Annotated in this window: 17 protein-coding genes; 8 read left to right on the top strand and 9 right to left on the bottom strand. The window is 65.6% G+C overall.

What is annotated here, in order from left to right; genetic code table 11:
* Window positions 1-24 precede the first annotated feature (24 nt).
* Entirely contained in the window at window positions 25-837 is an 813-nt protein-coding gene (locus K5K93_RS06300) for a nucleotide-binding protein (RefSeq protein ID WP_222390182.1), read from the bottom strand.
* 25 nt (window positions 838-862) lie between these two features.
* Window positions 863-1,840: a 5'-nucleotidase gene (locus K5K93_RS06295; protein ID WP_081794552.1), complete on the bottom strand. Its 978-nt coding sequence runs from the start codon at window positions 1,838-1,840 to the stop codon at window positions 863-865.
* Window positions 1,841-2,019: 179 nt separating this feature from the next.
* Between K5K93_RS06295 and K5K93_RS06290 the strand changes: the two genes are divergently transcribed.
* Window positions 2,020-4,110 (top strand): M13 family metallopeptidase, encoded by a 2,091-nt coding sequence (locus K5K93_RS06290; protein WP_222390181.1) that lies wholly within the window; start codon window positions 2,020-2,022, stop codon window positions 4,108-4,110.
* Between the two features lie 81 nt (window positions 4,111-4,191).
* Here K5K93_RS06290 and K5K93_RS06285 read toward each other — a convergent pair whose 3' ends face one another.
* From K5K93_RS06285 to rlmJ, 6 genes are all read right to left on the bottom strand, one after another.
* Window positions 4,192-4,752 (bottom strand): hypothetical protein, encoded by a 561-nt coding sequence (locus K5K93_RS06285; RefSeq protein WP_222390180.1) that lies wholly within the window; start codon window positions 4,750-4,752, stop codon window positions 4,192-4,194.
* 99 nt (window positions 4,753-4,851) lie between these two features.
* Window positions 4,852-5,457 carry an HD domain-containing phosphohydrolase gene (locus K5K93_RS06280; RefSeq protein ID WP_222390179.1) on the bottom strand — a complete coding sequence of 202 codons (606 nt, stop codon included), beginning with the start codon at window positions 5,455-5,457 and terminating at the stop codon, window positions 4,852-4,854.
* Between the two features lie 182 nt (window positions 5,458-5,639).
* The gene (locus tag K5K93_RS06275; protein ID WP_093817708.1) at window positions 5,640-6,155 is read right to left on the bottom strand and encodes a hypothetical protein; all 516 of its coding nucleotides are present in this window, start codon (window positions 6,153-6,155) and stop codon (window positions 5,640-5,642) included.
* A gap of 82 nt (window positions 6,156-6,237) precedes the next feature.
* Window positions 6,238-9,702: a transcription-repair coupling factor gene (gene mfd, locus K5K93_RS06270; protein WP_222390177.1), complete on the bottom strand. Its 3,465-nt coding sequence runs from the start codon at window positions 9,700-9,702 to the stop codon at window positions 6,238-6,240.
* Between the two features lie 126 nt (window positions 9,703-9,828).
* On the bottom strand, window positions 9,829-10,374 hold the full coding sequence (locus K5K93_RS06265) for a GNAT family N-acetyltransferase (protein WP_025879325.1): 546 nt from the start codon (window positions 10,372-10,374) through the stop codon (window positions 9,829-9,831).
* A 95-nt stretch (window positions 10,375-10,469) separates the two neighbouring features.
* The gene (gene rlmJ / locus K5K93_RS06260) at window positions 10,470-11,327 is read right to left on the bottom strand and encodes a 23S rRNA (adenine(2030)-N(6))-methyltransferase RlmJ (protein WP_093817710.1); all 858 of its coding nucleotides are present in this window, start codon (window positions 11,325-11,327) and stop codon (window positions 10,470-10,472) included.
* A 35-nt stretch (window positions 11,328-11,362) separates the two neighbouring features.
* On the opposite strand from rlmJ, the gene creB reads away from it, so the two are divergent.
* The 7 genes from creB (at window position 11,363) to K5K93_RS06225 (ending at window position 19,260) form a co-directional block, all read left to right on the top strand.
* Window positions 11,363-12,088, top strand: coding sequence for a two-component system response regulator CreB (gene creB, locus K5K93_RS06255; protein WP_222390175.1), 726 nt, complete (start codon window positions 11,363-11,365; stop codon window positions 12,086-12,088).
* A gap of 3 nt (window positions 12,089-12,091) precedes the next feature.
* The gene (creC, locus tag K5K93_RS06250) at window positions 12,092-13,552 is read left to right on the top strand and encodes a two-component system sensor histidine kinase CreC (RefSeq protein ID WP_222390174.1); all 1,461 of its coding nucleotides are present in this window, start codon (window positions 12,092-12,094) and stop codon (window positions 13,550-13,552) included.
* An 81-nt stretch (window positions 13,553-13,633) separates the two neighbouring features.
* Window positions 13,634-14,947: a cell envelope integrity protein CreD gene (gene creD / locus K5K93_RS06245; RefSeq protein WP_222390173.1), complete on the top strand. Its 1,314-nt coding sequence runs from the start codon at window positions 13,634-13,636 to the stop codon at window positions 14,945-14,947.
* A gap of 10 nt (window positions 14,948-14,957) precedes the next feature.
* Window positions 14,958-15,368 (top strand): hypothetical protein, encoded by a 411-nt coding sequence (locus K5K93_RS06240; protein ID WP_080149363.1) that lies wholly within the window; start codon window positions 14,958-14,960, stop codon window positions 15,366-15,368.
* Between the two features lie 257 nt (window positions 15,369-15,625).
* Window positions 15,626-17,182, top strand: a complete 1,557-nt coding sequence (locus tag K5K93_RS06235) for a M20/M25/M40 family metallo-hydrolase (protein ID WP_051562478.1) — start codon at window positions 15,626-15,628, stop codon at window positions 17,180-17,182.
* Between the two features lie 154 nt (window positions 17,183-17,336).
* A complete protein-coding gene (gltX, locus tag K5K93_RS06230; protein WP_033830686.1) occupies window positions 17,337-18,740 on the top strand; it encodes a glutamate--tRNA ligase in 1,404 nt (467 codons plus the stop codon).
* A gap of 34 nt (window positions 18,741-18,774) precedes the next feature.
* Window positions 18,775-19,260 carry a Fur family transcriptional regulator gene (locus K5K93_RS06225; protein ID WP_025879333.1) on the top strand — a complete coding sequence of 162 codons (486 nt, stop codon included), beginning with the start codon at window positions 18,775-18,777 and terminating at the stop codon, window positions 19,258-19,260.
* 105 nt (window positions 19,261-19,365) lie between these two features.
* Here the strand turns inward: K5K93_RS06225 and K5K93_RS06220 are convergent, their stop codons facing one another.
* The gene (locus K5K93_RS06220) at window positions 19,366-20,529 is read right to left on the bottom strand and encodes an HlyD family secretion protein (RefSeq protein ID WP_222390172.1); all 1,164 of its coding nucleotides are present in this window, start codon (window positions 20,527-20,529) and stop codon (window positions 19,366-19,368) included.
* Window positions 20,530-20,539 lie beyond the last annotated feature (10 nt).

The following is a 20,539-nucleotide window of genomic DNA, read 5'->3' as shown; positions in this document are numbered from 1 at the left end:
GAGTTTCAAGACCGAAGAAGCTAGTCAAAACGGAATATCATCGTCTTCAATGAAGCGGGTGCTGGGACGAATGGGTTCTCTGCGGGTAACAAGAAGATCCTTGTGAAGCTTCATCCATTGGATGCCTTCAGGAGTTATTTGGTAGTGCTTGACGGGGTATGTTTGCCCGTTTGAATCCTCCTCAACAAGGCTCCGGGAAATTAGGAAACTCTTTTCGGTCAGTGTCGCGACGCCGAGGGCGATGCCCACCTCAGTTAAGCCGGCGCTTGAGAGCTTTCTATCCAGTTCCCAGTGGCTGATGCTTCCGATTTCGGTGGGCCAGAATGCAAACGCCAAGGACAAGACCGCGATCTCATTTGCATCAAGGTCTGTGTTGTTCGCGATGTTGGGATTCAACGTTGGCGCAAGCTGTGATCGTTGCTCGTTGCGCAATTCGTGTTGAATGAGTTTGACAAGATTGGCTTCCAGTTCTTCGTAGCCGCTTCTGGAGTCAGTTCGGTAAAAGACAACAGGTCGATGTTGAACATCAAAAGGAAGCCTGGGGCGCTTTCCTTTTTCACAGAGTATGACAACAGGTCGATTGAGGGCTAGTGCGTAACCGAGTTCTAGCCAGACGTTGGGGTTGTCTTCGGAAACTTCGGCGATACAGATGGATGCGCTGGCGATTGCGCTTTCAATTTTTTCAATTATCGGATTTAGACCAAGGATTTCATCTGCTCTTTGAGGCTCCACTTCTGCAAGAAGAAGTGCCGGGCGTATGGTCTCTCTATATCTTCGGTCGTAGACGTTCCCATCGAAAGTCTGAATCACAAAGCAGGTCGGTTTTGCCTGTTGCATGTGAGGTTCTCTTGGGTGATCCAATTTATTGACCGGTCGCCGCTAGCTCTTCCGTCTGTGGCGATGTCGTCTTCGGTTTGTTCGTTATTCCGAAGGGAATGTGTACAGATGGTGCGGCTTGGCTTGCTGCGGCAAGGTGCAGTGATTGATCGTCGAAAAATATATGAGGCTTGAGGACTTCGAGGATCAAGCGTTTTTCAATTCCACCCAAGAAGAATGCGTCGTTTACAATTACGCCCCAACTCTTCAGTGTGTTGATTGCGCGCTCATGCGATGGAGCATTTCGGGCGGTGACGATGGAGACACGAAGCCTATTTTTGTATGTTGGGTCCGACTTCCTTTTCAGCTCCTCGGCCTTCTGGATTGTTGAGATCTTGAGGAGGAACTGCTTTAGTGGGCCGCCACCGTGAGGTTCCATGACATTGGCTGTCTCGTGAGTGTGGAATTGCGCAAGGTTTCCATTCTGCATCACGGTTTCGGATGAGTCGTCAGCAAGAACTCCATCGAAGTCGAAGGCAATGCGAAGTGTTGTGTCGCTTGGGTCGTCAATTTTCTTTGAATCCATTACATATCCGGCCGGCAGTCCAAGTGCAATCGCTTCGAGAACATCGCTCTGATTGCCTGATAGGAATAGGGATATGTTGAGCGCAGGCACATATGCGTAGGGCGAAAGGCCTTGCTGAAAAATTGCGCGAGAGATGCTCAAGTTGTGGTGGGCAATTGAATTCATCACCCGAAGTCCCGTATCTGGATCATTACGAGATAGAAGGACGACTTCGACCAGCGGAGCGTGGGGGGCGGGACTTAGGTCATTGAGAGAGAGAAGGCGTCGGATGAAGGAGAAAGCCATTCCCGGCTGGAGTGCATCGTTCCTGTGCTGCTCTTGATATGTGCGATAGGCTTCCTCCCCCTCGTTTCGAAAGACCCTATCCGACTCGCTCAAGTCGAACATTGCACTAGATGCGACACCTACCACCAAACGATCCTTTAGTTCGTAAGGCATATCTTCTCCATTTTTTATGATTTTTGCGGTAGATCCGATTGGGGCGATGTTAGCAAGCACGATAGCGGAAAACCCCAAAGGCGAAATCCAACAGCTGTGGAGCCTGCGGCGTGACCTTTGGCCGGTCCCCACCATCGCCGCAGCGGCTACGCTGGACGATTCGCCGTTGGAGACATGCCATGAACGTCCGCAATCTGGTCCCGCTGGGCCTGACCATCGCCATCGCTGCTTCGCTCGCCGCCTGCGGCAAGAACGAGACCGCTCCCGCTGCCGACGCCGCCAAGCCGGCGTTCGACCAGTCGCAGATCAAGACCGCGCTGATCAGCCTCAACAGCGCCGATCTGGATCCGTCCATCGCCGCGTGTACCGACCTCAACGGCTTCGTCAACAGCAAGTGGCTCAAAGCCAACCCGGTGCCGGGCGACCAGACCACCTGGGGCAGCTTCGAAATCCTGCGCGAGCGCTCGCTGGAAGTGCAGCACGCGCTGGTGCAGCAGGCCGCCGCCAGCCAGGCCAAGGCCGGCTCGGTGGAAGCCAAGATCGGTGACATCTGGAAGACCGGCAACGACGAAGCGAAGATCGAGGCCGCCGGCCTGGCGCCGCTGCAGCCGACGCTGGACAAGATCGGCGCGCTGAACGACACCGCCGCCATCACCCAGTACCTGCACGACAGCCAGGCGCAGGGCCAGGGCGTGCTGTTCTCGCTGTTCGCCAATGCCGATTACAAGGATTCGGCCAACGTCATTGCCTACGTCGGCCAGGGCGGCCTGGGCCTGCCGGAGAAGGGCTATTACTTCGACGACGCGCAGGCCAGGATCCGCGACGCCTACGTGGCCTACATCGCGCAGGTGCTGACGCTGTCCGGCGTGGACGCGGCGCAGGCTGCCGAACAGGCCAAGGCGGTGATGGCGTTCGAGACCCGCCTGGCCAAGGCCTCGATGTCGCGCATCGAAATGCGTGACCCGGCCAAGCGCTACAACCCGCTCAGCGCCGCCGACGCGGACAAGCTGACCCCGAACTTCAGCTGGACCGCGCTGTTTGACACCCTGAAGGTGCCGGCCGCGCAGAAGTTCTCGCTGGCCCAGCCGGGCTTCTTCAGCGAAATGGACAAGATGCTGGCCGACGTGCCGGCCGCCACCTGGCAGTCCTACCTGCGCTTCCACACCATCGACGACGCCTCGCCGTACCTGAGCAGCCAGTTCGAGAAGGCCAACTTCGAGTTCTACGGCAAGACCCTGCGCGGCCAGCAGGAAATGCAGCCGCGCTGGAAGCGCGTGCTGGAGTCGGTGAACGGCGGCATGGGCGAAGCCCTCGGCCAGCTGTACGTGGACGCGGTGTTCCCGGCCGAATCGAAGGAGGCCATGCAGCACCTGGTGCAGAACCTGTCGGTGGCGCTGAAGGCGCGCCTGGAGCAGCTGCCGTGGATGGGCGAGGAAACCAGGAAGAAGGCACTGGAAAAGTGGGCCAGCTTCACCCCGAAGATCGGTTACCCGGACAAGTGGCGTGAGTGGACGGGCCTGCAGACCAACGGTGACAGCTACCTGGGCAACATGCAGGCAGCGCGTGCGTTCAACTACCGCTACATGCTGGACAAGATCGGCAAGCCGGTGGACAAGACCGAGTGGGGCATGACCCCGCAGACCGTCAATGCCTACTACAACGCCACCAAGAACGAGATCGTGTTCCCGGCGGCGATCCTGCAGGCACCGTTCTTCGATGCCAAGGCCGATCCGGCGCTGAACTACGGTGGCATCGGTGCGGTCATCGGCCACGAGATGATGCACGGCTACGACGACTCGGGCAGCCAGTTCGCCGCCAACGGCAACTTCGACAACTGGTGGACCGACAGCGACCGCAAGGCCTTCACCGAACGTACCGACCAGCTGGTCGCGCAGTTCGACGGCTATGAATCGGTGCCGGGCGTGTTCGTGAAGGGCAAGCTGACCCTGGGCGAGAACATCGGTGATCTGGGTGGCCTGACCGTGGCCTACGATGCCCTGCAGATGGCGCTGAAGGAGAACCCGAAGGCGAACGTCGAGGTGGATGGTCACAGCCAGGACCAGCGCTTCTTCATGAACTGGGCCACCGTGTGGCGTCGCAACTTCACCGACGGTGAGCTGCGCGTGCGCCTGAACACCGATCCGCATGCACCGGCGAACTTCCGTGCCAACGGCGCGCCGTCGAACATGCCGTCCTATGCCGCCGCGTTCCAGTGCAAGGCCGGTGATGCGATGGTGCGTGCGGACGACAAGCGCGTGGTGATCTGGTAAGCGACCGCCGGTAACGCGTGAAGCAGAAGGCCCGGCGAATGCCGGGCCTTCTCGTTGCAGTCGGCTAGAACAGGCGGCAGATCAGCCCGGGCATTTCAGGTACTGCGACAATGTGGCCTGCCATGCGCTGGCCGGGTCGAAGCCTGGCACCAGGCCACCGCCCTTGCCGGTGAAATTGGACATGCCATGGGCCAGCATGTAGGTCGGGGTGTACGAGGGCGGCCCCATGCGCTTGCTGAAGGTGCAGATGCCAGCGACGTAGGCTGGCGCCTTGTCGGGGCTCAGCTGCGCCTTCAATGCGCTGTCGAAGCGGCCGCGATTCTCCTCGCCCATGGCCGAACCGGCCACCGCCTTCAGCGCGTGGTAGGCAGCGTGTCCTGTCTCGTCTGCGACGCGCTGGCGATCGAAATGGGCGAACACGCCGGCGATGTTGTAGAGATCGATGGCGTCCTGCATGCGTCCATCCTGCTCGCAGCGGGGCAGGGCATTCATCAGGGTGGCAGGTGAGGTGCCAGCGGTGACCTGGTTGCGCGACAGGCATGCGGCGGCTGGCGCGGTGCCATCCTGCTGGGCCTGCGCGAATGGCGCCAGGGCCAACAGCAACAGGCCCAGCGGTGCGGCGATACGGGTGTTTCCTTTCATGGGTGATGCTCCTCGTCAGCAGGGCCGTCTGCGGCCGACCCTCAGCTTGCGGGGATCGCCGCGGCTGCGCAAGCGAGGCGCCGTCCAGCCGGTGAAGGCTCAGGCCAGCGCCGGCTCGTTCCTGAGCATGCCGTGGAAGCGCTGCAGCACGTAGGGATCGATCAGGCCACCGGCCTGCTCATCGAGGATCCGCAGCACCGTCTCGTGCTCCATCGCCGCGCGGTAAGGGCGCACGCTGGTCATTGCATCGTAGGCATCGGCAATGGTGACGATGCGGGCGCCGAGCGGAATGGCCTCGCCGTGCAGGCCATCGGGATAGCCGCTGCCATCGAACGCTTCATGATGGGCGCGGATCAGTCGCGCGACCGGCGCGGCATCACTGCGGCCGGTGGCCAGGAAAATGTGCTCGCCGCGCACCGGGTGCTCGCGCATGATCGCGCGCTCTTCGTCGCTGTGCCGGCGCGGGCTCAGCAGTACCTCGTCGGGGATGCCGATCTTGCCGATGTCGTGGAAGCGCGCAGCCAGGCCGACCTGCGCGCAGGCCTCCTCATCCAGGTCGCAATGCAGGGCAAGGTGCTGCGCAAGAAGGCTCACGCGGTCACAGTGGTGGCGGGTATAGGCATCACGCATCTGCAGCGACATCGACAGGGCGTCGATCAGGCAGGCCTGCGCGTGCAGGAGGTCGGGAGGTCTGGGCTGGGGCATCGGAACTGGCGGCGCGGCGAAGCTGCGCAGAAAACGGAAAGGCCCGCGAGAGCGGGCCGGGGCGGCGCATAGGGTACCCGCATCGGTGTCACGCGGGGGGCATCGACGGTCCCGCGTGGGGCTGTGCGTTCAGTCGCACGCAGCATTTGGCCCCGGCCGCATCGCAACCGGGGCTGCGCGGATCAGCCGGTGGTCTGCAGGTGGATGCGGTGGGCTTTGGCGAAGGCGTCCTGCGCGTCGCTCAGGGTCTGCATGTCTTCGTCCATTCTGGTCACGGCCTCATCCAGCGTCTGCAGCAGCGGGGCGACCTGTTCTTCGCTGTAGCCATCGGGGAGGGCGGCCAGCTGTTCCATCACGGCGAACATGTGTTCGGTGCTCTTCAGGGAATCGAGCAGGTTCTGGTGCAGTGCATCGGCGTCCTTGCCATGGGTGAACTGTTGAACGAAGACCCGCCGGTCGGCGATTTCCTTGTGCGCGTTCTTCAGGCCGAAGCGATGCTGCTGCATGCTCTTGCCGTCCTGCAGCGACGCATGGAAGGACTCGCCGTTCGGGCCGTTGGTCCATTGCTCGACCATGCTGACCGTGCCGTTCCAGCTGGCGACATTCTCATGCAGGTAATCGCGGTTGCTCATGCCGCTGTGGCAGGCCGCAAGCAGGCCCAGGCTGGTGGCGAGCAGAAGGGGGGCGAAACGATTCACGGCAACACTCCTTGTCGCGGGCACAGGAAACGTAAGGGGTGCCGGCCTGCCGCCCGCGGCGGACCGGCACCCTGCAGATCGATCAGCGCAGGGCCAGGGTCAACAGCAGTGCCCGCGCGGCATTGAAGCGGTCTTCGGGCAGCGGCAGCGGATGCTTGACGCGCAGCTTGTCCGGACCATCCATGGCATACAGGTTCGGTTGTTTCTGGATCAGCTGGATCACCGCCATCGGGTCGATGTTCGGCTTGGATTCGAACACGATGCGGCCGCCGTTCTCGCCCAGGTCCAGCTTGCGGATGCCCAGCGTGTTGGCCTGCAGCTTCAGCTCGGCAATGGCGAACAGGTTCTTGGCCGCATCCGGCAGCAGGCCGAAGCGGTCGATCATCTCCACCTGCAGTTCGCGCAGCGCATCGCTGTCGCGCGCGCTGGAAATGCGCTTGTACAGCGTCAGGCGGGTGTGCACATCCGGCAGGTAGTCATCCGGAATCAGCGCCGGCACGTGCAGCTCGACCTCGGCGCCCCGCGCTTCTTCGCCGGCATCGATGTCGGGCAGATGGCCCTGCCTGATGCTGCGCACTGCGCGTTCCAGCAGCTCGGTGTACAGGCTGAAGCCCACTTCGGCCATCTGCCCGCTCTGGTCCTCGCCCAGCAGTTCGCCGGCGCCGCGGATTTCCAGATCGTGGGTGGCCAGGGTGAAGCCGGCACCCAGTTCGTCCATCGAGGCGATCGCTTCCAGGCGCTTTTCCGCATCCGGCGTGATCGAGCGACGGTCGGGTACGACCAGGTAGGCATAGGCGCGGTGGTGCGATCGACCGACGCGGCCACGCAGCTGGTGCAGCTGGGCCAGGCCGAAGCGGTCGGCACGGTTGATGATGATGGTGTTGGCGTTGGGGATGTCGATGCCCGATTCGATGATCGTGGTCGACAGCAGCACGTTGAAGCGCTGCTTCTGGAAGTCCAGCATCACCTTTTCCAGCTCGCGCTCGGGCATCTGCCCATGGGCGATGCCGATGCGCGCTTCGGGCACCAGCTCGGACAGCTCGCGCTGCATGCGGCCGATGCTCTCCACGTCGTTGTGCAGGAAATACAGCTGGCCACCGCGTGCCAGCTCGCGTTGGAAGGCTTCGCGCAGCAGCGCGTTGTCCCACTGGGTGATGAAGGTCTGCACCGCCAGCCGGTTCGGCGGCGGGGTGGCGATGATCGACAGGTCGCGCAGGCCGGCCATGGCCATGTTCAGCGTGCGCGGGATCGGCGTGGCGGTCAGGGTCAGCAGGTGCACGTTGGCGCGCAGTGCCTTCAGCGCCTCCTTCTGGCGCACGCCGAAGCGCTGCTCCTCGTCGACGACGACCATGCCCAGGTCCTTGAACTTCACGTCCGGCTGCAACAGGCGATGGGTACCGACGATGACGTCGATGGTGCCGGCGGCGACCCTCTCCAGCTCGGCCTTGATCTCCTTGGTGCTCTTGAAGCGCGACAATACTTCGACCTTCATCGGATAGTCGGCGAAGCGGTCGCGGAAATTGCGGTAATGCTGCTCGGCCAGCAGCGTGGTCGGTACCAGCACCGCCACCTGCTTGCCGGCACTGGCCGCAGCGAACGCGGCGCGCACGGCGACTTCGGTCTTGCCGAAGCCCACGTCGCCGCAGACCACACGGTCCATCGGCTGGCTGCTGGCCAGGTCACGCAGGGTGGCGTCGATGGCAGCCAGCTGGTCCGGGGTTTCCTCGAACGGGAAACCGGCGGCGAACGGCTCGTACATCGCGCGGTCCACCTGCAGTGCCAGTCCGGCACGCGCCTGGCGGCGGGCCTGGATCTCCAGCAGCTCGGCGGCTACATCGCGCACCTTCTCGGCGGCCTTGCGCTTGGCCTTGCTCCACTGCTCGCCGCCCAGCGAATGCAGTGGCGCGGTTTCGGCGGACGCGCCGGAATAGCGGCTGATCAGGTGCAGCTGTGCGACCGGCACGTACAGGCGGTCGCCCTTGGCGTACTCGATTTCGAGGAACTCGCCGGGCATGCCGCCGACGTCCATCGCGATCAGTCCGCGGTAGCGGCCGACGCCATGGTCCTCGTGCACGATCGGCGCGCCTTCGGTCAGTTCGCCCAGATCGCGGATGATCGCTTCCGGCTCTCGTCCGGCGCGGCGCGTGCGGCGGGTGCTGCCGGCGCGCTCGGGGAACAGCTGGCGTTCGGTCAGCACCGCGATGTGCGGCGCATCCAGAGCGAAGCCGTCTTCCAGCGGCGCCACGGCAATGGCGAAGCGTTCGTCGCTGGACAGGAAGGACAGCAGGTCGGCCACCACCGGTGGCTTCAGCTCGGCGGCCTGCAGCACTTCCAGCAGGGCCTCGCGGCGGCCGGGCGAATCGGCAGCGATCAGCACGCGGCCAGGGTAATGGCCAAGGAAGGACTTCAGCGCGTCACCGGCCGGTGCCTCGCGCGCGGCCACCGGCAGCGGCGGCAACGGCTGGTCGCCCAGCGCATGCGCTTCGGCGATGCGGGCGTGATCGGCAGCCCATACCTCGATGCGCGGTGCGTCGTTCAAACGCTCGCGCAGCAGGTCCGGCGACAGGTACAGCGCCGACGGTGGCAGCAGCGGTCGTTCTACATCATGGCGACGTTGCTCGTAGCGCTCGCCGGTCTGCGTCCAGAACGTCTCTGCCGCTTCAGCGGCGCCCACGCAGACGACCGGCAGGCTGCCGGCAGGCAGGTAGTCGAACAGGGTGGCGGTGCGCTCGAAGAACAGCGGCAGGTAGTACTCGATGCCGGCCGGGGCCAGGCCCGATTTCAGGTCCTGGTACAGCGAGCTGCGCCGGGTATCGACGTCGAAGCGCTCGCGCAGGGTCGCCAGCACCCGGGCGATGCTGGCGTCGTCCATCGGTACTTCGCGGCCGGGCAGCATGTGCACCGCCTCGACCTTGTCCAGCGAGCGCTGGCTTTCCGGATCGAACGCACGGATCGAATCGATGTCCTCGTCCAGCAGTTCCACCCGCAGCGGCTCGTCGGCGCCCATCGGGTAGACGTCAAGCAGGCCGCCACGCACGGCGAAATCACCCGGGTCCATCACCTGCGGCACGTTGCGGTAGCCGGCGCTTTCGAGGCGACGCTTCTCCGCTTCCAGGTCCAGGCGCTGGCCGACTTCAAGATTGAAGCTGCCGCCGATGACATAGCTGCGGGGAGCCAGCTGCTGCAGCAGGGTCTGCACCGGCACCACCACCAGGCCGCGCTTCAGCGTGGGCAGGCGATGCAGGGCCGACAGGCGCTGCGAAATGATGTCCGGGTGCGGGCTGAAGCGATCGTAGGGCAGCGTCTCCCAGTCCGGGAACGCCACCACCGGCAGGCTCGGGTCGCCTCCCAGCAGGGTATGCAGATCCGCTTCGATCTGGTTGGCACCGTGGTTGTCACGGGCCACCACCAGCAGCGGCGCGTCATGCGTGCGCGCTGCCTGGGCCAGGTACCAGGCCAGGGCAGTGGGCGAGGCGGGGGCGCGCCACCAGGCGCGAAGCTGGCCGGCACGTGGCAGCGGCGGGGCGGGGTATTGAGTACGCGACATGAACCGCGGATTTTAGCAGAAGCCCCCGCCTGGCCCATGATCGTTACGTGACCGGGGTAGCGCCGGGCCATGCCCGGCGAGCGCAGCGGCCGGATCAACATCGCCGGGCAGGGCCCGGCGCTGCCGTCAGTTGTCCAGTTCCAGCACCATCCGCACCAGGCCTTCGGCCCCGTTCGGATGGGGGACCGGCTTGAAGCCCAGCGAGGCGGCCAGCTGCTTCATCGGCTCGTTCTCGGCGGCGACATCGCCATACAGGCGGTCCAGGTACTTGCCGCGGCCCCATTTCACCAGCTTGCGCATCAGCTGGCGGCCCAGGCCCTGGCCGATCAGGAAGCGGCTGATCAGGATCGCGTACTCGGCTTCGCGGGTACCGGGGATGATCGAGGCACGGGCCACCGCGCCGACCACGGCCTCACCGGCCGGCAGCGACTCGGCGGCGACCAGGGTGATCTCGGTCTTCGGGTTGGGATGGGTCAGGCGCTGGGTCGTTTCCGGTGACAGCTCGGTCACCGATTGCAGGAAACGGTCGCGGATTTCTTCCGGCCCGAACAGGCTGAAGGCGGCCTGCAGCGGCGCGCCATCTTCGGGGCGGATGGGGCGGATCAGCAGCTCGTGGCCGCTGGGAGCCTTGAAGATCTCATGCCAGGGCGGCATGCGGTTGCGAGTGGCCATACCGGGTGATTCCTTGGTGGTCCATCGATTGTGTCATCACCGGGGCTGCATTCCGTGAACGAAAGGCTCACGGTCGTACAGCCTCGTGAAGGCCCTTATTCGGCCGTCTTCAGCCAGTCCAGGCGGGTGCTGGCACCGGGCTCGCCCAGATGCTGGCGCAGGGCCGGCAGCGCCGGGCCGACCACACGGTCGAACTGCCAGGGGGCATTGAGCACCAGCATGCCGCTGCCGTTGAGGCGCAGCGGGGAGTCGTCCGGGCGGACCAGGAACTCGATGGTCATCGCCGACTTCACCGGCAGTGCGGTGGCCTTGCGCAGGAAATGCAGGATGGTGCGGCGCTGCTTGATCGGGAACCAGACCGCACAGGTGGCCTGCGGCCAGCGCGCCAGGGTCTCGGCCAGCGCGGCAAGGATCGCCTGGTACTCGGCGTCCTGGGCTTCGTAGGGCGGGTCGATCAGGACCAGGCCGCGGCCGATCTTGGCACCGTTGGCCTTGGGCGGCAGCAGCGAGCGCAGCAGCGCATAGCCGTCACCGGGGTGCACGCCGACGCGGCTGTCATGGGCGAACAGGGTCTTCAGCGAAGCGGCCTCATCCTCCTGCAGCTCGCACACCGCCATGCGGTCCTGCGGGCGCATGGCCTGCGCGCTGAGCAGCGGCGAGCCGGGGTAGGCGATCATCGCGCCGACCGGATTGTCGGCCTGCACCGCCTTGAGGTAGCGCTCGACCACCTCGGGCAGCTTGGGCTGGGCCATCAGCCGCATGACCCCGGATTCGACTTCCAGGGTCTTGCGGCTTTCTTCGCTGGCCAGCAGGTAACGGCCGGCACCGCCGTGGGTGTCGAGCACGAAGAACGGGCTGTCCTTGCGCTTGAAGCTGTCGATCAGGGCCAGCTGCACGATGTGCTTGAGGACATCGGCGTGGTTGCCGGCGTGGAAGGCGTGGCGATAGTTCATGGGCGGCAGTGTACGGGGCAAGGGCCGCAGCGGCTATGCTGCGCGCCATGACAGCCCCTGTTACCCATGTCCTGGTGGTCGAAGACGAAGCGGCCATCGCCGAAACCGTGCTCTATGCGCTGCGCAGCGAAGGCTACGCTGCCAGCCATTGCCTGCTGGGCGGGCAGGCGCTGCAGCAGCTGCAGGCCGGCGATATCGACCTGGTGGTGCTGGATGTCGGCCTGCCGGACCTCAGTGGTTTCGAGGTCTGCCGCCGGCTGCGGGCCCTGCCGGGGCCGGTGGCGGAGGTGCCGGTGATCTTCCTGACCGCCCGCAACGACGAACTCGACCGCGTACTGGGCCTGGAGCTGGGGGCGGACGACTACATGGCCAAGCCGTTCTCGCCGCGCGAGCTGGTGGCGCGGGTACGCGCCCGGCTGCGGCGTGCCACCCCCGCTGCGGTGGCGCCGTCCGTCGAGGACGGCTGGCAGGAACACGGTGCCTTCGCCATCGATCGCGATGGCCGCCGCATCCGCTTCCAGGGCCATGCGCTGGACCTGACCCGCTACGAATATGCGTTGCTGGAGGCGCTGCTGCAGCGCCCCGGCGCGATCCTCAGCCGTGCCCAGTTGATGGACCGTGGCTGGGACAGCGCCGCCGACAGCGCCGACCGCACCGTCGACACCCACGTCAAGACACTGCGCGCCAAGCTGCGTGCGGCCGGCGCCAGCGGTGAGCCGATCCGCACCCATCGCGGCCTCGGCTACGCCCTGGAGGTCTGAGGCGTGCGTCTGGTCCTGAAGCTGTTCCTGGGGTTCTTCCTGATCGTGGGCATCGCCGCGTTCTTCGTGATGCGCGTGTTCGTCAACGAAGTGAAGCCGGGCGTGCGCCAGGCGATGGAATCGACCCTGGTGGATGCGGCCAACGTGCTGGCAGAAATGGCCGCCGCCGACGTCAAGGCCGGCACCATCCGCAATGGCACCTTCACCCGCAACCTGGCCAAGGCCCGGCAGCGCGACCTGAAGGCGATGGTCTGGCGCTTTCCCAAGCGTGCGCTGGACTACCGGGTGACGATCACCGACGCCAAGGGCATCGTGATCTACGATTCGCTGGGCCGCGACGTGGGCCGCGACAATTCGCGCTGGAACGATGTCTATCGCACCCTGCGCGGCGAATACGGTGCGCGCTCCAGCCCGGAAACGCCGGGCGATGACAGCAACACGGTGATGCACGTGGCCGCGCCGGTGTACGACCCGGTCGACGGCAGCACGCTGATCGGTGTGCTCAGCCTGGCCCAGCCCAACCGCAGCATCGATCCGTTCATCGCCGCCAGCCAGCGCGCCATCATCGAGCGCGGTGCGTGGCTGATCGGCCTGTCGGCGCTGGTGGGCGTGCTGGTGACGATGTGGCTGACCAACGGCCTGGGCCAGCTCAGCCGCTATGCGCGTGCGGTCAGCGCCGGTGAACCGGTGCCGCCGCCGAAGCGGCGCAGTGACGAGATCGGCGATCTTGGCCAGGCGCTGGAGACCATGCGGCGCAAGCTGGAAGGCAAAGCGTACGTCGAGCAGTACGTGCAATCGCTGACCCACGAGATGAAAAGCCCGTTGGCGGCGATCCGCGGTGCCGCCGAACTGCTGCAGGAGCCGATGGCCGACGCCGACCGTGCGCATTTCGCACGCAGCATCGTCGACCAGCAGGAACGGCTGACCGAAACCATCGACAAGCTGCTGGCGCTGGCCGAGGTCGAGCAGCACGGCTGGTTGCAGACCCGTGATCCGATCGCCTTGCCGGTGCTGCTGCAGGAAGCCGCGGCGGCGGCGCAGGTGCGCGCGCAGGCCGCAGGTGTCCAGCTGCATATCGAGCAGGTGCCCGACCTGCGCGTGCAGGGCGATGGCTATCTGCTGCGGCAAGCGCTGCACAACCTGATCGACAACGCCATTGCGTTCTCGCCGCCCGGAGCACAGGTGCGACTGGATGCCCAACTGGACGGGCAGGGCGTACGCCTGCAGGTTGCCGACCGTGGCGCGGGCATTCCCGATTACGCACGCGAGCGCGTGTTCGAACGCTTCTATTCGCTGGCCCGGCCCGGCACTGGCCGCCGCAGTTCCGGCCTCGGCCTGCCCTTCGTGCAGGAAGTGGTGCGCCTGCATGACGGCCGCGCCAGCCTGCAGCCGCGCGAAGGCGGCGGCACCGTGGCCAGCCTGTGGCTGCCGCTGGCGATACCGGGCCAGCGTCTGCGGCGCTGACTTCACACCCGCTTCAAATTCGCCACAAACCCTGCTCACGGCAGCCGTCCATCCTGCAGTCCTCTCCAACGAGGACGGACGATGAAATCCCTGAAGATGCTGCTGCGGTTCGCCATTGTCGGCGGCCTGATCCTGCTGCTGCTGATCCCGCTGTTCCTGATCCGCAGCGTCATCACCGAGCGCAGCGCCTATCGCGAAGAGGCCTACTCGCGGGTGGCCGAAAGCCGTGCCGGTACCCAGCGCGTGGTCGGGCCGGTGCGCGTGGTGCCGTGGTCCAAGCGCGAGCAGGTGGAAGTGGTCGATGCGCAGGGCAACAAGAAGACCGAGCTGCAGACCACCCAGGGTTACTGGTTGCAGCCGCCGGCCACCCTGCAGATCAGTGGCGAGCTGCTGCCCAGCCAGCGCTCGGTCGGCCTGTTCAAGGTGCCGGTGTACAGCTGGAATGGCCAGCTCAAGGCGACCTTCAGCGAGGACGACTACCCGGAGCACGATGGCATGACCTATGGCGAGGCCTACATCGCGCTGGGCGTGTCCGATGCGCGTGGCCTGGTTGGTACGCCGAACCTGCGGGTTGATGGACAGCAGGTCAAGCTGCTGCCGGGCGTGGCCGGCGCATCCGCACTGGGCCGTGGGCTGCATGCACCGATCGCCGGCATCGCCCGCACCGGAGGCATCCTGGCCGCCAGCAGCGTGGAACTGGAACTGCAGCTCGATGGCAGCCGCTCGCTGTCGGTGGTGCCGGTGGGCGATGACAACCAGATCGCGCTGCGGTCCAGCTGGCCGCACCCGTCGTTTGCCGGTGCGTTCCTGCCGAACGAGCGGCGTGTGGATGCACAGGGCTTCGATGCACGCTGGGCCGTGTCCTCGCTGGCATCGGACGCACAGCAGCGACTGCGCGAGGGCGATGACCTGGATGCGCAGGCGGTGCAGGTTTCGCTGGTCGACCCGGTCGATACCTATACCCAGGCCGACCGCGCTTCCAAGTACGGCGTGCTGTTCGTGGTGCTGACGTTCGTTGGTTTCATCCTGTTCGAACTGATCAAGTCGCTGCGCATCCATCCGCTGCAGTACCTGATGGTCGGCCTGGCGCTGGCGATCTTCTTCCTGCTGCTGATCAGCCTGTCCGAGCACATCGCCTTCTGGCAGGCCTACCTGGTTTCCGCGCTGGCCTGCATCAGCCTGCAGGCGGTGTACCTGGCCAATGTGCTGGGTCACTGGAAGCGGGGCCTGGGCTTCGCCGCGATGCTGACGGTGCTGTACGGCGCGCTGTATGGGCTGCTGGTCTCGGAAAACAATGCACTGCTGATGGGCTCGCTGCTGCTGTTCGTGATCCTCGCGCTGGCGATGTGGGTGACCCGTCGAGTTGACTGGTACGCCCTGGCCGAACAGAAGTAAGGAGCACGCCATGGGCTGGCGCCAAGGATTGCAGCAACGGGCACGACAGGGCATTCCCGCGCTGTTGGAGGTGGATGCACTGCTGCAGGCCCATGGGGTACTGGCGGCCTTGCCGGGGGCACGGATCGCGCCCGGCCTGGTCCGCTTCCAGCTGGCCGCCGTCACCTGCGAAGGATTGCAGCGGCGCGGGCTGGACTGGTTGCGGGAGGCGCGGCACGGACGCGGCGCGCTCGCCGGCAAGGTGCCCCGTTACCGGCCATGGAAGGCCGGGGCGGGGGCATTGTCGGAGATCGGCATCGATGGGCTGCCGGCAGACTGGCCAGAACATGCGGCGGTGTTTGGATGCAGCAGCATCGACCAGCGGCACTGGCTGCTGCTGTTGCCCGAACGCGCGCAGCTGTGGCTGGGGTGGAAGGGGTGACAGCGGAAGGCCCATCCACGCGTGGCGTGGTTCTACGGGGCCTCTGGTGGGTGCGGACCTTGGTCCGCACCGCTCTTCGGTGGGAAGGCGCCATCCACGCATGGCGTGGATCTACCAGATGCCCATGACCGATGGGACGGGGGCCGGGCGCCGCGGCTGGCTAGACTCGAGCGGATGATGATCGAGCCGAAAGGCAGGGGTGCGGCGTGTTGACGTGGAGCGGGCTGAAGTGGGGCGTGCTGGCAGTAGCGCTGGCGATGGGGGGCAATGCGGTGGCGCAGCAGCGCGAGCCGGTGGACCTGGACATGGTCGGCAAGATCCGCCAGCAGGCGTTCCACAAGTCGCAGGTGATGGATACCTTCAGCTACCTCACCGAACGCATCGGGCCGCGCCTGACCAATTCGCCGGCGATGGGGCGTGCCAACGCCTGGACCCGCGGCAAGTTCAGCGAATGGAAGCTGGACAATGTCCATGACGAAGCCTTCGACGAATTCGGCCGTGGCTGGGAATTCACCTCGGCCAGCGTCGAGATGCTGGGCGATCGCGTGCAGCCACTGCATGCGCTGCCCAAGGCGTGGACGCCGGGCACCAACGGCCCGGTCGAGGGCGACCTGCTGCAGGTGGACATCAAGAAGCCCGAGGACATCGAGAAATATCGCGGCAAGCTGCGTGGAAAGATCCTGCTGCTGGGTGAGGCACGCGAATACAAGCGCGGCACCGACGCCGATTCGCACCGGCACGACGCCACCTCGCTGGAAGGCCTGCAGGAATTCACCCTGCCCAAGGACAAGGACGTGGCCGCCGATCGCGCAAAGCGGGTGAAGGAATACCAGGAGAAGCAGGCGCTGGCGGCGAAGGTCAACGCATTCTTCGTTGAAGAAGGCGCGCTGGCCTCGATCAGCATCAGCAGCTGGGACAACGGCATCATCCGCGTGGCCGGTGGCGGCTCGCGCAAGGCCGGTGAAGCGGTCGGCATTCCCGAACTGGCGATGATCGCCGAGCACTTCAATCCGCTGGTACGCGCGCTGGAAGCCAAGCAGAGCGTGCGCCTGCGCGTGGATGTGGCCGCACGCTTCACCGACGAGGCCGACCAGCCCGGCTACAACACCCTGGCCGAGATCCGTGGCAGCAGCAGGCCGGACGAGGTGGTGATGATCGGCGCGCACCTGGATTCCTGGCACAGCGGCACCGGCGCGGCCGACAACGCCGCCGGCGTGGCGGTGATGATGGAGGCCATGCGCATCCTCAAGGCCAGCGGCGCCAAGCCCAAGCGCACCATCCGGGTTGCGCTGTGGAGTGGCGAGGAACAGGGGCTGATCGGTTCGCAGGCTTACGTGGCCAAGCACTTCGGTCGATTCCCCGAGCCCACCGACCCGGCGCAGAAGGCGCTGCCGGCCTCGCTGCGCGAACCGACCGGTGCCCTGCAGAAGACCCGCGACTACGGCAAGTTCCAGGTCTATTTCAACATGGACAACGGCTCGGGCCGCTTCCGTGGCATCTACGCACAGGAAAACCTGGCGGCGATGCCGATCTTCGAAGCCTGGCTCGCCCCGTTCCATGACGTGGGTGCAACCACCGTGGCCACCCGCAACACCGGCAGCACCGACCACATCAGCTTTGACCGCATCGGCCTGCCGGGCTTCCAGTTCATCCAGGACAAGCTGGACTATTTCAGCAACGTCCACCACAGCCACCTGGACACCTGGGACCACGCCGAACCGGAAGACCTGAAGCAGGCTGCCGCCATCGTTGCCTCCTTCGCCTACCACGCTGCCATGCGCGAGCAGCCGTTCCCGCGCAAGCCCGAGCCCTGAAGAAGGGACGGAGGGGATCAAGTCGTGTTTCCCCTCCGCTGCATCGGCGTTCTCCCGGGAGCGCGGCAATAGTGACTTGCCCCCCTCCGTCCCCTTTTTCCGCAGGGGGCGGAGGGCTGGTAAAATCGGGGGATACCCGTTCCTCGAGCCCTCCATGACCTGCCGCACCCGCTTCGCCCCCAGTCCCACCGGCTACCTGCATATCGGTGGCGCCCGCACCGCGCTGTACTGCTGGCTGGAGGCCCGCCATCGTGGCGGCGAGTTCGTGCTGCGCATCGAGGACACCGACCGTGAACGCAGCACCCAGGGTGCGATCGATGCGATCCTGGAGGCGATGGAGTGGCTGGGCCTGGACTACGACGAAGGCCCGTTCTACCAGACCGAGCGCGTCGCCCGGTACAAGGAAGTGGCCGAGCAGCTGATCGCCGACGGCAAGGCGTACTACGCCTACGAGACCCGCGAAGAGCTGGACGCCATGCGCGAGGCCGCGATGGCCAGGCAGGAAAAGCCGCGCTACAACGGCGCTGCCCGCGAGCAGGGCCTGCCGTACAGGGACGACCCGAACCGCGTCATCCGCTTCAAGAACCCGCTTGAAGGCACGGTGGTGTTCGATGATCTCATCAAGGGCCGCATCGAGATCGCCAACAGCGAGCTGGATGACATGGTCATCTTCCGTCCAGACGGCTACCCCACCTACAACTTCGCGGTGGTGGTGGACGACTGGGACATGAAGATCTCCGAAGTCATCCGTGGCGACGACCACATCAACAACACCCCGCGCCAGATCAACCTGTACGAAGGCATCGGCGCACCGGTGCCGAAGTTCGGCCACATGCCGATGATCCTGGACGAGCAGGGCGCCAAGCTGTCCAAGCGCACCGGCGCGGCCGACGTGATGCAGTACAAGGACGCCGGCTACCTGCCTGATGCGCTGCTGAGCTACCTGGCCCGGCTGGGCTGGTCGCACGGTGACCAGGAACTGTTCAGCCGCCAGGAACTGATCGACCTGTTCGATGTGAAGGACTGCAATTCCAAGGCCTCGCGCCTGGACATGGCCAAGCTGGGCTGGGTCAACCAGCACTTCCTGAAGACCGAGGAGCCGGCCGCGATCGTGCCGCACCTGGTCTACCAGCTGCAGAAGCTGGGCCTGGACGTGGCCGCTGGCCCGGCGCCGGTGGACGTGGTGATCGCCCTGCGCGAGCGCGTGCAGACCCTGAAGGAAATGGCCGAGAAGGCCGTGGTCTGGTACCAGCCGCTGAACGAATACGATGAAGCGGCCGTGGCCAAGCACTTCAAGGCCGGTGCGGAACTGCCGCTGGGCAAGGCCCGCGAGCTGCTGGCAGCCCTGCCGGAGTGGACCGCCGAGGCCGTTGGCGTGGCCCTGCACGATGCCGCCGCCGCGCTGGAAATGGGCATGGGCAAGGTCGCCCAGCCGCTGCGCGTGGCCATCACCGGCACCCAGGTCAGCCCTGACATTTCCCATACCGTGTACCTGGCCGGCCGCGAGCAGGCCTTGAAACGCATCGATGTGGCCATCACCAAGGTAGCAACGGCCTGAGCCCTGCGGCCCACGCCCGAACTGGAGAACGCGCATGTCCGCCAAAACCGCCTGTACGGCCCCGCACCACCATGTCCACGACGCGTCGGATTTCGTGGCGGTGGTCGAGCGTGTCTCGCGCGAGCGCGGGCTGCGCCTGACCCCCATCCGCGCCAACGTGCTCAAGCTGATCGCCGAGGCCGGCAAGCCGGTCAAGGCCTACGAGCTGCTGGAGTGGGTGCGCAACGGCAAGGGTGTGGGCGCTGACGCCCCGCCCACCGTGTACCGCGCGCTCGACTTCCTCATGGCCAATGGCTTCGTGCACAAGCTGGAATCGGTCAATGCCTTCGTGGCCTGCCACCACCCCAGCAGTGCGGCCCATTCGGTGCCGTTCCTGATCTGCAACAGCTGCCACAGCGCGGTGGAACTGGAAGACCGCGAGATCGTGACCCAGCTGGAAAAGCGGGCCAAGGAGCTCGGCTTCCAACCGCAGGCACAGACATTGGAAGTACACGGACTCTGCGCCCGTTGCGCAGGTTGATGCGAGGGTAGTGCCGGCCGCTGGCCGGCTTCCTCGGGATCTGACCCCATTTCATAACAATGCAGCCGAGCATGGAGCACGGCTCGACTCCACCGGGCCGGCGCCCTAGTCCATCGGCTTGGACGCGGTATCCACCCGCACGATCACCGACATGCCCGGCCGCAACCGCGCCGCCAGTTCCTGGTTCCCGTTGATCGAGATCCGCACCGGCAGCCGCTGCACCACCTTGGTGAAATTGCCGCTGGCGTTGTCCGGGCGCAGCACGCTGAACTCCGATCCGGTGGCCGGCGCGATCTGCTCCACGCGTCCGCGCAGCACCTGGCCCTGGAACGCATCCACCGAGAACGAGGCGGGCTGCCCGATCTTCATCTGCCAGGTCTGGCCTTCCTTGTAGTTGGCCACCACCCACAATGCGTCGGGCACCAGGAACAGCAGCTGCGAACCGGCGGCTACGTACTGTCCCACGCGCACGCTGGCTTCGCTGATCTGCCCATCGCGCGGCGCATGGATCACCGTATTGGCCAGGTCGATGCGGGCCAGCTCAAGCTGTGCCTGCGCGCTTTCCACCTGCGCTTCCAGGCTCTTGCGCGAGACCTGGGTCGAGACCAGGGTTTCTTCGGCGATGCGGATCTGCGCCTGCGACTGCTGCACGCTGGCCTGCGCCGAGGCCTGGCTGGTGCGGAACTTGTCGCGGTCGTTGATGGACACCAGCTGCTGCGCCGCCAGTTCCTCGTAGCGCTTTGCCTCGTTGCGCGAGCGCTGCAGCTCGGCCTGGCCGGCCGACAGCGTGGCCCGCGCCGCAGCAATCTGCGCGCGGTTCTGCGCCTGCGACTGGTCCGAATTGGCCAGGGCCGCGCGCGCGCTGTCCAGCGTGGCCTGCGCCTGCGCCACCCGCTGCGCGTAGATGCGGTCGTCGATGCGCAGCAGCGGCTCGCCCTGCTTCACGTGCTGGAAGTCCTTCACCAGCACGTCGGTCACATAGCCGTTCACCTGCGGCGCCATCACCGTGATCTGACCGCGCACGTAGGCGTTGTCGGTCACCATCACGCTGCTGGTGAACGGCCACAGGTGCCAGGCGCGCAGGATCAGCGCGATGCCCAGCAGGGCCACCACCACCATCACCACCACGCTGCGCGAACTCGGCTTGAGGTACTTCGGCGCGGCGGCGGGCGCGGCCGGCGTCGCCGCCGGTGCCGCGTCGGTGGGTGGCGGCGGGGTGACGTTCTCGGCAGCGTCGGTGTCGTCTGGACGGGGCGGGACGGGAGGCATGACGGTGGAC

Origin of the sequence: Stenotrophomonas sp. DR822, assembly GCF_019793815.1 — a bacterium.
Classification (GTDB): Bacteria; Pseudomonadota; Gammaproteobacteria; order Xanthomonadales; family Xanthomonadaceae; genus Stenotrophomonas; species Stenotrophomonas indicatrix.
This window is presented reverse-complemented; position numbering and strand designations above follow the sequence as displayed.

What these genes read in the sequence shown, in the direction of transcription:
- mfd (WP_222390177.1), bottom strand. Translation starts at nt 9,702, where the DNA reads ATGTCGCGTACTCAATACCCCGCCCCGCCGCTGCCACGTGCCGGCCAG.
- K5K93_RS06280 (WP_222390179.1), bottom strand. Translation starts at nt 5,457, where the DNA reads ATGCCCCAGCCCAGACCTCCCGACCTCCTGCACGCGCAGGCCTGCCTG.
- K5K93_RS06240 (WP_080149363.1), top strand. Translation starts at nt 14,958, where the DNA reads ATGGGCTGGCGCCAAGGATTGCAGCAACGGGCACGACAGGGCATTCCC.
- K5K93_RS06265 (WP_025879325.1), bottom strand. Translation starts at nt 10,374, where the DNA reads ATGGCCACTCGCAACCGCATGCCGCCCTGGCATGAGATCTTCAAGGCT.
- K5K93_RS06295 (WP_081794552.1), bottom strand. Translation starts at nt 1,840, where the DNA reads ATGCCTTACGAACTAAAGGATCGTTTGGTGGTAGGTGTCGCATCTAGT.
- K5K93_RS06220 (WP_222390172.1), bottom strand. Translation starts at nt 20,529, where the DNA reads ATGCCTCCCGTCCCGCCCCGTCCAGACGACACCGACGCTGCCGAGAAC.
- K5K93_RS06290 (WP_222390181.1), top strand. Translation starts at nt 2,020, where the DNA reads ATGAACGTCCGCAATCTGGTCCCGCTGGGCCTGACCATCGCCATCGCT.
- creD (WP_222390173.1), top strand. Translation starts at nt 13,634, where the DNA reads ATGAAATCCCTGAAGATGCTGCTGCGGTTCGCCATTGTCGGCGGCCTG.
- rlmJ (WP_093817710.1), bottom strand. Translation starts at nt 11,327, where the DNA reads ATGAACTATCGCCACGCCTTCCACGCCGGCAACCACGCCGATGTCCTC.
- K5K93_RS06300 (WP_222390182.1), bottom strand. Translation starts at nt 837, where the DNA reads ATGCAACAGGCAAAACCGACCTGCTTTGTGATTCAGACTTTCGATGGG.
- creB (WP_222390175.1), top strand. Translation starts at nt 11,363, where the DNA reads ATGCTGCGCGCCATGACAGCCCCTGTTACCCATGTCCTGGTGGTCGAA.
- gltX (WP_033830686.1), top strand. Translation starts at nt 17,337, where the DNA reads ATGACCTGCCGCACCCGCTTCGCCCCCAGTCCCACCGGCTACCTGCAT.
- K5K93_RS06235 (WP_051562478.1), top strand. Translation starts at nt 15,626, where the DNA reads ATGGGGGGCAATGCGGTGGCGCAGCAGCGCGAGCCGGTGGACCTGGAC.
- K5K93_RS06225 (WP_025879333.1), top strand. Translation starts at nt 18,775, where the DNA reads ATGTCCGCCAAAACCGCCTGTACGGCCCCGCACCACCATGTCCACGAC.
- K5K93_RS06285 (WP_222390180.1), bottom strand. Translation starts at nt 4,752, where the DNA reads ATGAAAGGAAACACCCGTATCGCCGCACCGCTGGGCCTGTTGCTGTTG.